This is a genomic window from Phycisphaerae bacterium (assembly GCA_035384605.1).
In the GTDB taxonomy this organism is placed as follows: Bacteria; Planctomycetota; Phycisphaerae; order UBA1845; family PWPN01; genus JAUCQB01.
Genome location: DAOOIV010000018.1, coordinates 50,575 through 62,304, shown reverse-complemented (window position 1 = coordinate 62,304; position 11,730 = coordinate 50,575). Strand labels below are relative to the sequence as shown.

7 protein-coding genes are annotated in these 11,730 nt (G+C 62.7%); 4 read left to right on the top strand and 3 right to left on the bottom strand.

The window, feature by feature from the left end:
- Positions 1–271: 271 nt before the first annotated feature.
- Together PLL20_06745 and PLL20_06740 are read right to left on the bottom strand one after the other, a co-directional pair.
- Positions 272–1,633 carry an MFS transporter gene (locus PLL20_06745; protein ID HPD29674.1) on the bottom strand — a complete coding sequence of 454 codons (1,362 nt, stop codon included), beginning with the start codon at positions 1,631–1,633 and terminating at the stop codon, positions 272–274.
- A 255-nt stretch (positions 1,634–1,888) separates the two neighbouring features.
- Positions 1,889–4,375, bottom strand: a complete 2,487-nt coding sequence (locus tag PLL20_06740; GenBank protein ID HPD29673.1) for a U32 family peptidase — start codon at positions 4,373–4,375, stop codon at positions 1,889–1,891.
- Between the two features lie 371 nt (positions 4,376–4,746).
- On the opposite strand from PLL20_06740, the gene PLL20_06735 reads away from it, so the two are divergent.
- Positions 4,747–6,189, top strand: coding sequence for a glycosyltransferase family 39 protein (locus PLL20_06735; GenBank protein ID HPD29672.1), 1,443 nt, complete (start codon positions 4,747–4,749; stop codon positions 6,187–6,189).
- Positions 6,190–6,234: 45 nt separating this feature from the next.
- Here the strand turns inward: PLL20_06735 and PLL20_06730 are convergent, their stop codons facing one another.
- Positions 6,235–7,350, bottom strand: coding sequence for a uroporphyrinogen decarboxylase family protein (locus tag PLL20_06730; GenBank protein ID HPD29671.1), 1,116 nt, complete (start codon positions 7,348–7,350; stop codon positions 6,235–6,237).
- A gap of 282 nt (positions 7,351–7,632) precedes the next feature.
- Between PLL20_06730 and PLL20_06725 the strand changes: the two genes are divergently transcribed.
- The 3 genes from PLL20_06725 to hisD all read left to right on the top strand — a co-directional run bounded on the left by PLL20_06725 (position 7,633) and on the right by hisD (position 11,701).
- Entirely contained in the window at positions 7,633–9,009 is a 1,377-nt protein-coding gene (locus PLL20_06725; GenBank protein ID HPD29670.1) for a metallophosphoesterase, read from the top strand.
- Between the two features lie 122 nt (positions 9,010–9,131).
- A complete protein-coding gene (locus PLL20_06720) occupies positions 9,132–10,130 on the top strand; it encodes a CBS domain-containing protein (GenBank protein HPD29669.1) in 999 nt (332 codons plus the stop codon).
- Between the two features lie 260 nt (positions 10,131–10,390).
- Complete coding sequence (gene hisD, locus PLL20_06715; protein ID HPD29668.1) at positions 10,391–11,701, top strand: histidinol dehydrogenase; 1,311 nt, start codon at positions 10,391–10,393, stop codon at positions 11,699–11,701.
- The last annotated feature ends 29 nt before the right edge of the window (positions 11,702–11,730 follow it).

Sequence of the window (11,730 nt, the reverse complement as noted above, 5' to 3'; positions counted from 1 at the left end):
GGCCGCCGAACCCAGCAGAAGAACCGCCGCTGTCGCTCGTATCATTCCTTTCATCGCTGATTCGCTCCTTGACGCCATGGCGCTGACGCCCGGTTTCCCTCACCCAGACAGACACGCCCCGATGCCGGAAGTTGGACCCGAGGCGGCTTCGTTCCCTCCCCTACACGCGGTGGAAATCGCCCTATCTCACGTAGCGGAAAGGCTTTATCGCCCCGCCGACGGGATCTGTTCGTGACCGCAACATCTCCCTGCCGACGGCCGGGAACCAGACTCAGCCGCCCCCCACCGCCTGCTCCTCCGCCGCCCGGGCCGCCTGCCGCCCGCGTTCGACGTTCACAAGTGATAGCAGGATACCGCCCACCGCAAAGAAACCGATGACCGACAGGATGGGCGTGCGACCGGAAACGCCGGCTGCCAGCATGACCGTCCAAACCGCCGGCCCCATGATCCCCGCGAACTTCTCCATCACCGCGAACAGGCCGAAAAACTGCCCCGACTTGTGCCGCGGAATCATGCTCGCAAACAAGGACCGACTCAGCGCCTGCGCCCCCCCCTGCACCATCCCAACACCCAGCGCCAGCAGCAGGAAATGCACCGACGTGGTCATGAAATACCCGCCGATGCTGATGAACGTGTAGACAACGAGTGTCAAAAAGATGCACGGCCGGCTGCCGATTCGCCCGGCCAGACTGCCGAACAGGAATGCGAACGGCACGCCCACAAACTGCGTGATCATGATCGCCGCGATCATGATCGTGCGATCGAAATGAAGTCCCTCCCCGTAAATCGTGGCCAGCCGGTAAATGGTCCCGATGCCGTCGTTGTAGATCAGAAAGGCCAGCAGCATCACAAAAGCATCTTTGAACCCTCGCAGATCCCGCAGCGTGGCCCAAAGCTGCAACAGCGATGCCTTGACTAAATCACCCGTTCCGCGACCGTCCGCATGCAAGCGAACCGGCGGCTCGGGCACGCGCCGAAACAGCGGGATCGAAAAAAGAAGCCACCACACCGCCACCGAAAGGAACGCCACCCGCGTGGGCCACGTCCCCTCCTCAGGTGTCCCAGGCTGCCGCGCAGGAAGGCCCACGATACTCGGATCAATCCACACCAGTTGGATCGCCAGCAACACCCCCCCGCCGACATAGCCGAGGGCATAGCCGGCGCTCGACACTCGGTCCATTTCGTCCTTCCCGGCAATATGCGGCAGCAAAGCGTCGTAAAAGACGAAACTCCCGTTCACCGCGATGTTGGCCACAACAAACAGCAACGATGCCAAGAGAAGATCGTTGTAGCCGACAAAGTACATCGCAGCCGTCGAAACCAGCCCGATGCCCAGAAAAGCCTTGATCAGTTGCTTCTTGACCGGCAGGAAATCGGTCATTGCCCCGAGCAGCGGCGCCATCACCGCAATGAGACTCAAGCCGATCGTCGTCGAAAGCGTGAACCGCATCTGCGAGGCTTCCGGCGTCAGATGCGCCCCGGCCACGCTCGAATAGTAGATCGGAAACACGGCGGTCATGATCGTGGTCACAAACGCCGAGTTCGCCCAGTCGTACATCGCCCAGGCCCGCAGTTCCGGCCGGTGCAGACCGAGGCGCTCCAGAAACCCGACGCGAACGGCCGGGCATGACACAACTCGTCTTCCGCTCGATGACTCAGAATGACAGGACCGGTCGGCACTCATCGCCGCGGACTATAACACCGCCGAAATCGCCTGTCACGATCCCGCGTCGAACTCGCGCACGCAGCTCGTGAGAGGACAAGTCACGGAACAGACGGAAATGCGGGTAGTGATCCGTGATCACCACAGGAGAAGACTGAAAACCGAGCACGGAACACGGACGAATTGACTTCGCTATCGGGATTCTGGCCGTCTGAGCTTCTCCCGTCATTCCATCCGGCCGGCAAAGGTCTCAATAAGCCTATGGGCAGCCCCTCGGTCTTCGAGAAGCAGCTCCAGCCGCCAGTGCCTGACGGGCAACGCCCGAAGCTTCCCCGAAAGATCTCCTGCCGACTGAACGCGACCGTTGTAAACCGTCGTACGACCCGCCCGATCGACCAGTACCGGATGATCGACGCCGAGCCGATCCCGCAACTCGAGTCGGTGCAGCCGGCACGGACGACCGCATTGCCGGCAGTCGTTTGCCTTTGAAAGTCGCGCCGCAAGACAATGAGCCATGTGGAACATCGGAACGTGCCGATGAACGACGATCTCCAGATTCAGCACCGACCACGCCGCGGCAAACGGAATCATCTGAGCAGCGTCCAGATCATAGCAAGCCGTCACCCGAACAACGCCAATCTCCCGTAATGCTGCGGCCGTCATCTCGTTGGCCGCATTCAGCGAGTGGTCGGCAACCAACGGCACACCAGGAGCATACTGTCGCAGCAGCTGAAGCGCCGCCAGATTCCGCACCAGAACTATGTCCGGGCCGAGGTCCGCCAAACCGGTCACCAGCGATTCTTCTCCTGGTTTGCAGATCCGCGGCGTCGCTAAACCCACGGGCACCCCCGCCGCACGGCATCGTTCGACTGCTCTTGCACACTCGGCGTTGTCAACGAGGTCCGCGTACACGACCGACAACCGACCCGCCCCGGCCTCGGCACGCCACTCCAGAACGGCACCCAATTGCCCCAATTCCCGAATCAGAATGCATAGAACCGGCCTCGCCACCCCGGAATCGCCGGTTTCGTCGCGGAACCGATCACGTATCTGCTCGCGAATCGCCCTCAGCACGTTCGGGTCGCCAATCTCGTGGCGAGACTCGGCGGCCCGCCGCTCAAGCAACAGCCTCACCCCCTCACGGCGCAGCCGGTTCAACACGCTCTTGGGAGCCATGAACGGCAGACTCTCGACCGCAACACCTTCGTGCAACAGTTGGACCGACGCCGGCTCGAATGGCGTATCCCCCATCCGGCTGAAATGCGCCCTCAGAAGCGTAGCGCTCATCGGATGACGTCTGGCCTCCGCCAGAGGTGCCTCCGATTCCACTCGGGCCACGCGGCCATGGTCATCTTCCAGCTCGATCTGCAAATGACGCTGCGGCGAAATCCAGGCCCGAACCGTCAAAGGCGCACGGCGGACGGGATCGACCCTGACGTACGTTTTCTCCAGCTCACGTCGGACGGCCGGGTCGTCCGTTTTCCACACCACGCTCCCGATCGCCACAGCCGCGAGGTTCACGTCCCCCTGACCGAACCGCAGTTCCACTCGGGTCGCCCGACGCCCTACTGGTGAATCTGACCGATCTGCCTTCTCAACCGCGTATATCCGCCCGCCCTGCTGATCCGCTCCAGGCAGCCCGGCATCAAAAAGCACGCCGTCGCCCGGCTTCAGAGGCACGTCATTCATCTCGGGCCGCAACTCAACCAACACCCCCCGCCTCGTTCTGCCGACCACCCTGCCGACATCGACTCCTCGATTATTGGGGAATCGACCGTCCACCAGGTCTTGATGCCGGTCACCGTCGAGAAAACCGAGGGTGAAGCCTCGCGAGAAACTCTGCGACAACATCGCCTCTCGCTCAGGGCCAAGGCTGAACCTCTTTCCGGCCTTCGCCGCATCAATTGCCTGACGATAGGCACTCGTGGCCGCCGCGACATAGTGCGGACCTTTCAAACGGCCTTCGATCTTGAATCCGCTGACCCCCACGGCCAGCAATTGCGGAATCAAATCCCACGCCGCCAGATCCTTCGCGCTGAGCAGGTATGCCCGGCCGCCCGACTCGACGGCTTGGCCGTCAACAACCAGGCGATACGGCAACCGGCAGGCTTGTGCGCAAACGCCGCGGTTGGCGCTTCGACCCCATAGCGACCCGCTGGCCAGACACTGACCGCTGTACGAGATGCACATGGCCCCGTGAACAAAAACCTCCAACTCCACGGTCGTGGAGCGCGCGATCTTCGCGATCTCGTCAATGGACAATTCGCGGGCAAGGATGACCCGCCGCACGCCCATCCCACCCAGCAACTCGATGCCCGCGGCGTGTGTCTGGGTCATTTGAGTGGACGCATGAATGGGCAGTGTCGGCGCCATCGACCGGATGAGCTTCAACAGACCCAGATCCTGAACGATCACCGCGTCCGCTCCGGCTTCGGCGATACCGGCAACAAAGCCGGCGGCCCGCTCCAGCTCCTCTGAGAAGATCAACGTGTTGAAGGCGACGTACCCCCGCACGTTGCGATCGTGCAGATAACCCATCACCTCGGGCAAGCGAGCCAGCGTGAAGTTCGCAGCCCGGCGACGGGCATTGAAGTCCTCCAACCCGAAGTATACGGCGTCGGCACCGTTGGCCACCGCGGCACGCAGGCATTCGTCATCGCCCGCCGGCGCCAGCAGTTCGGGCTCTCGCATGATTGGCATGTCAGCCGACATCAGACCAGGCTCCAGGCGCGTTATTGAACCGACTCATGATAGCAGAGCAACGGCTCCCTCGACGAGCCGGCGCTTTGTACCCGTTGCACAACCGACTCGACCGCGGATCGCTATCATCGCCCAAACTGCTGCAAACCCTGATCTTCGCCGCAGCGTCCTTGCCTGTTGTGCAAGACCATCGTTCCTGGTAGAAGTACGCAAGGCCGCCCGTGTTCCGGCGGCCCGACGCGGGGAAAGCACTTGGACCGCCAAAAACGCGGCGTCTTCACCATCCGCAAGCGCCGAGTCGTGGCGATTCGTGCCCTTAGGAGGTTTCGGCTACGGTACACAACAAAACAGAAGAGTCCGTGCAGCCTTCCAAAGCAGTCTCGATGACTTCATCGCGATCCGGGTCGATGCTCATCTATCTGGCTCTGGCGACCCCCCTTGTTCTCGTCCACCTGGGCGGCACCGATCTGATCCGGATGGAGCCGATCATTGCCCTGGGTGCCAAACGGATGGTTGAGAACGGCGGCTGGTTCGTTCCGCACTTGTACGACGAGGTCTATGCGTTCAAACCTGGGCTGGCCTACTGGTTGACCGCAATCGCCGGCTCGACGTGGGGCTGGTCGGAGCTCTCACTGCGCCTGCCGACGGCAATCTGCGGCCTGCTGCTGGGCTTGGCGATCTGCCTCTTCATGGGACGCTTCCTGTCCCCCCGATGCGGCCTGGTCAGCGGCTTGGCGGCAGCCACGTCCTGCCTCTTCTTGGAGCAGGCCCGCACCATCGGTTTCGAGATGCCCATGGCTCTCGGCGTCGGCGTGGCCATCCTCGCGGCAATTCGCAACCTCGCCAAGGACGAATCGAGCCTGGGGTGGTGGATACTCGCCGGCGTCGGCCTGCTCTTCGGTTTCCTGGCCAAGGGCCTCCCTGCAATAGCGATCTACGCCGCCGGCCTGCTGACCGCCTCCGTTGCTCTTGGACGGATTCGACTTCTCCTGCGTTGGCAACACCTTGCTTCGGTGGCGATGTTCATCCTGGCGGCGGCAATCTACGGTCTGCTGGCCTATCGCGAAGGTGGAGCCCTCATCTTCTACCAGCACCTCGTGGAGATCCTCTTTCGCGGCACGCGATGGAAGCCCGCGATGCTGCTGCAGACTCTGCTCAAACCCGCCGTGATGTTCGCCGCCTACCTGCCCGGATCGGCCCTGCTGCTCCTGCGATTGGCCCCACAATCCCCGGAAAAGCCCGACCCCACGACAACCAGGCTTCGCATCGCAGCCTGGTGTTTCCTGCTCGCCGGCGCGGCCTTGTTCGTCCTCTCGCCGGTTGACAACACCCGTTACTATCTCCCGCTGATGACGCCGCTGGCCGTCTTGGCCGGAATCCATGCCGAGTCGCACCGGATCCCCATGGCCGCGTTCCTCAAGGAAAAACGCCGGCTTAAGGCGACGGCCAACCCCGTGCTCTGGATGGTCGTCGCAGGCTGCATCTATTGGCTTATCTACGTCGGCGTGGTCGAGCCGCGCCGCGCGTACAGCAACTCGCTGCGGGCCATCGCCGCACGGTTTGCCGAACACGTAGCGCCGAACGAGACCGTGTACGTGGACTCACAGGACGAGTACAGCTCGTTGTTCTGGTACCTCGATCGCCCGGTCCGCGGATCCTGGGACATCGGCGAGCCCCTGCCGCCGCCCCCCGCATACCTTCTCCTGGCCGACAAGCAGGCCAGGCTCGCCGCCTCGCTGCAGAACAGAGGCCTCATCACCGTCGCCGAAGAAAAAGACCACGAAGGGATCCCCTACATCCTCTGCCGCGTCCAGGGTACCCCCTGACCACAGCCCAGTCGGCGGAATCCCCTTTCGAACCAGCCTGCTCTCTCAGTAAACACATTGGCGGGCCGCATCCGCAAAAACCTGCAGCTTCTCCGGCGGCGTGTCAAAAAAATGATCGCTGAGCGAACAGATGTATCCACCGTCGCGCCCCACCGTCTCGAACAGCTTGTGAACCGCCTCCCGAATGGTCTCCCGGCTGCCGGTGGTAAGCGTGTTGAACTGATCCACGCCCCCGATCAGCGCCAGGCGGTTGCCCACCTTTCTCCTGAACTCCCACGGCTCCTGGTTGCCGCCGACGCTGGGCGGCGCGAGGGTCTCCGAAGCGTCGCAGCCGTTGGCCACGATCATCTCCTCGATGCCCAGCGTGCCCCCGCACGTGTGATAGGTGATCTTGAACCCCAGGTCATGCAAAGCGTCGTGCATCTTGCGATCGTACGGAAGACAGAACTCCTCGTGCAGCTTCGGCGAAATCAGCGTCGACGAGCCCGCCCCGCCGCCCGTCTCAACAAGGTCGAACTTCGCCCCCTTCATCGACTCGATAAACCGCATCTTCTTGTCCAGCAGAACTCGCAGCAGCGTATGCACCCAGTCCGGCTGGTCCACGCAGCGATAGATCAGCTCGCTCACGTCCATCAGGCAGCAGGCGTGTTGCCAGCACCCCGCCTGGTCGCCCCACACGAAGCCGCGAAGAATCCCGTCGTCGCCGACTTCGTCGTACGCCTCGCTGATCGGTTTGGGATCAAGCGCCGGCACCGGCATGTACTTGCGGATCAGGTCGACGTCTTCGTCGTGCTTGATGAGATACTCGGTGATCCAGGTCGTCTTGCGGTCCCCGGCCGTCTTATAGGTCATCGTGCCTTCCGGCGTCGTGATCGTGTGATGGGCGATGCGGTTGTCCGGGTCATCGCTGATCACCTTGACCTCGTCCACCCACTGCTGTTCCGAGAACCTGGCGAAGTCGGCGTCCACCAGCCAGAACTGCCCCATCAGTTGGAAATACTGAATCTGGGCGTCCATGCCGAACCTGCGAAACGCCTCCAGGGCGCTGATCCCGCCCAGGTAGGTATCCAGATGATAGGGCTGCCATTGGTGAACCGACACCGGCAACCGATCCGGCTTGCCGCGATTCAAAGCACAAAGCATCCGTTCCTTGCCGGTCATGAGCATGCTCCAAACGCCTGATACCGCAGATGCTAATGCCGGCTCCTGAAATGTGCCAGAATCCGGCCAAACGCCTTCGCATCTCGTCCTGCTGTCGGACAGTGGGGGTCGCACGTGCCAAGGCCGGCTCAATAATGTGAACGACAAGCGTCAGGCCGCCCAAAAAACGCTTGTCCATCCGGCCCGACTCTCGTAACATGAACGGTAGAGTCGAAGAGGCGCTTCCTGCGAGGTTCGCGCCAAGAGCCCGCGTGGCACCGCAAATCCGTGAGCCCGACCGTCATGAATCGCCGGATATGGGGTTGTGCCGTTCTGCTGGCAACCGTCGGGGGCAACCAGGCCCACGCCGTCGACTTCACGTTCGCCGTCTGGTCCGACACCCACTTCGGAGCCAACGACGGCGGCGGTTATCGCGATAACTCGGCTGAAGACATCGCCTCCCTCGCCGGCAAGCCCTACCCATCTCAGATCGGCGGCACGGTCGGCCAGATCCGCTTTGTCCTGGTCACCGGAGACATCACCGAGAACACCGCTTTCGCGCAGTACCAGGACAATGACGGAATGACCGACGACGACTTCATCTCATGCATCAACCGCTGGTTCACGATGCCGATCTACGAGATCACCGGCAACCATGATTCCTACAACGAACCGGGTGCCACCCAGATCCGCGCCGCCATCACCGGCCGGCACGGCAACACCTCCTACAGCTTCGACCATCAGGGCGTCCATTTCATCGGCCTTGACGGCTGGACCAGCGGCGATACGCCCTTCCACTCTTCGGCCCTGCCGTTTCTCGAACAACACATGACCGGCGTCCCCGCTCAGCAGCCGGTCGTCATCTTCTGCCACTATACCCCGCGCGACCCGCCCCACGCCCAATGGGACCGGTTCTTCAACGCCGTGCAGGGACACAACATCATCCTCATGTGTCACGGTCATGAACACTACCCGCGGGTAGGCCGATGGCGAGGCTACGATTACCTGGTCACATCCGACTGCAAAGTCGTGCACGGAAACCAGGCCTTCTCCGTGGTGCGGATCAGAGATACGCAACTGACCGGCATCGGCTACGACTGGTACAACAACACCTGGCGAACCGACGCCCTGATCACCAAACCGATCACCGGAATCGGCCCCTATATCATCGTCGAGCCCGCCGGCTTTGCACCGGCCACCGTATGGAGCGTCAACCCCCCGACCGATCACTTCACCGTGCGGAACGGGGGCGGCGGAACCTTGAACTACCAAATCGTCACCCAAACGGCCTGGATCACCGTCGAGCCGACATCCGGCAGCAGCACCGGCGAACCTGACGATGTCAGCGTCACCTACCACGTCGAGGGGTTGGTGCCGGGAGACTACCAGGCGACCATCGAAGTCCGCGACCCCCTCGCGTTCAACTCGCCTGTCGTCCTCGACGTCCGACTGCGCGTCAAACCGGTCCCTGGCGACCTCGACGTCGATCTGGACGTCGACCAGGAGGACTTCGGTCGGTTCCAGGCCTGTCTCAGCGGTCCGGGCGTCGCACAGAACGCGCCGCAGTGCGCCGGCGCGCGACTCGACGGCGACGGCGATGTCGACGCCGACGATGTCGCCATCTTCCGCCGCTGCCTCAGCGGACCGGAGATTCCGGCCGATCCCGGCTGCGCCGAATGAGGTCGGCTCGGACCTTCTCCATTTGCCTGCAACGCCAAAACGCCCATAATGTCGGCCACGCGGCCGTTTGACCTGGCCCGGTGCACCAGGCCCGCGCGAATTCGTCCCGGCAGGAAACATCCATGAGAACGAAAATCGGTGCGGATAATCTGGCTGATCCGATCACCGCTCATATTCACGCCGATATGGTCACACTGCGCGAAAACCAGACCGCCGCCGATGCGGTACGCGCCATCCGCCGGATGAATATCTCCGATAAGATCGTCTACCTGTACGTGCTCGACAAGAACGACCGCCTGGTCGGAGTAGTACCGGTGCGCCGACTGCTGGGCAGCGACCCGGGCGCGACCATCGAATCCATCATGGTCTCCCCCGTCATGTCGGCTCAGACTTCCAGCTCCGTGCTCGAAGCCTGTGAAATGCTGCTGAACCACCGCTTTCTGGCGCTGCCCGTGGTCGATGCCGACAATCGCCTCCAGGGCGTCATCGATCTCAGCCAGTTCACCGACGAAGTGCTGACCAGCGCCCAGCAGCAAATGGACAGCGCCTTCCAGTTGATCGGCGTACACGTCGCCCTGGGCCGCCGCGTCTCATCCTGGAGAAGCTTTCGCGACCGCTTTCCCTGGCTGCTCTGCAATATGGCCAGCGGCGTCATCTGCGCCTTCATCGCCGGCCGCTTCGAGTTGCTGCTCAGTCAGGTGGTGCTTCTGGCTATGTTTCTCACCGTTGTCCTGGCCCTCGGCGAGAGCGTCAGCATGCAGTCCATGACCATCACGCTCCAGAGCCTGCTGGGGCGCCAGACCGGCTGGGGACAGATCCTTGCCTCGGCCCGAAAGGAATTCACGACCTCCGCCATGCTGGGACTCGGCTGCGGCGGCATCATCGGCCTCACCGCTTGGATCTGGCGGGGTCAGCCCATGCCGGCCATCGCCATCGGCGGCGGCATCTGCCTTTCCATTATCACCGCTTGCTTCCTGGGCGTGGCCGTTCCGACCGCCATTCACAAGATGAGGATCGACCCCAAAGTGGCCGCCGGACCCATCGTCCTGGCATCCGCCGACATCGCAACCCTTCTCTTCTACTTCAACCTGGGCTACTGGCTGCTGAGCCGCCGGGTTTGACCCAAGAGGCTGAAAGAGAACCTCCGTTTCCGTCGTCACTCCAACTCCCGGACGCGGGGCCCACCCTGCCAACAGCACCGACATCCACCCTCGTGCATGGGCGCCCTGCCATCCGTTCATCGATTCTGCCATTTGGCTGGCTCGCTCCCGTGTGCCTCACTTGACGAAACTGGCCAGACCCAGCCCATGCTCTTATAATCGCATACTTTGGGGTAAGCCCGGGCTCGGGCAAGCCCTTGTTAGGCAGAACGAGCGTCAAGATGCCCAGAATCCGCGTCATCAGAACGACCGATCCCACGGCAATGGCTGACCTGGCAACGATGCGGCAGTCGTTGCTGTTAGACCACTTGATCCTCGATGAGCCGCCCCAGACAAAAACCGTCCGCGATATCATCGCCGAAGTTCGCCGTCGCGGCGACGATGCCGTAAGCGAGATCACCGCCCGCGTCGACCATGCTACCGTCCCGCCCGATCAGGTACGCGTTCCGCCCGAACGGATCGCCCGTGCTCAGGCGACGACGTCACCCGCCCTGCGGGCGGCAATCCAGAAAGCGATCGAGGCCGTTCGGCAATTCCAACAGTCAATCCTGTTGCGCGAGCCGTCGCCGATTCAGACCGACGGGCTTACGCTTTCCCTGCGGGTACGACCGCTGCGCCGCGTGGGCGTATGTGTTCCGGGCGCCGCAGCCCCCCTGCTGTCTTCCGTCATCCACAGTGCCCTGCCCGCACAAGTCGCCGGCGTCAAGGAAATAGCCGTCGTCGCGCCTCCCCGTCACAACGGCGACATCCACCCCACGATCCTGGCCGTCTGCGGCCAACTCGGCATCACCGAGGTCTACCGCATGGGCGGGGCCCAGGCCATCGCCGCGCTGGCACTCGGAACCCGGCAGGTTCCGCGAGTCGACAAGATCGTCGGCCCCGGAGGCATGTACGTGCAACTGGCAAAGCGATATCTCTACGGCCTGGTCGACATCGATATGTTCGCTGCGACCACCGAAGTATTAATCATCGCCGACCGTACCGCGCGACCGGCCTTTGTCGCAGCCGACATGCTTGCCCAGGCCGAGCACAACCCGGGCTCGGCGATTCTGCTGACCGACGACGAAAGCCTGTTGGATAAGGTCCTGACGGAACTCGATCGCCAACTGGCCGCCCTCCCCACCGCAAACGCGGCCGCGAAGTGCCTTGAAGAACTCGGCGCCATCGTCATCGTCCGCAACATGGATGAAGCGGCTGAGATGGCCGATCAGATGGCACCGGAGCACCTGCAGATCGAGACGGCCAACCCGCGAGACCTCGCCGATCGTATCAACGCCGCCGGAGCCGTCTTCCTGGGCCACTTCTCGCCGGAATCAGCCGGCGACTACGTGGCCGGACCGTCCCATACCCTGCCCACGGGCGGCACGGCAAGGTTTTGGAGCGGGCTCTCCTCGCTGAGCTTCCTGCGAACCAACAGCATGATCGAATATACTGCCGAGGGAATACGACGGGATGCGCCGGCAATCGATCTGATCGGCCGTGCCGAGAATCTGGAGGCCCACGCCCGTTCGGCCACGATTCGTGCCGAGTAGAATAACCGGGCTCTCCATGAAAGTTGATC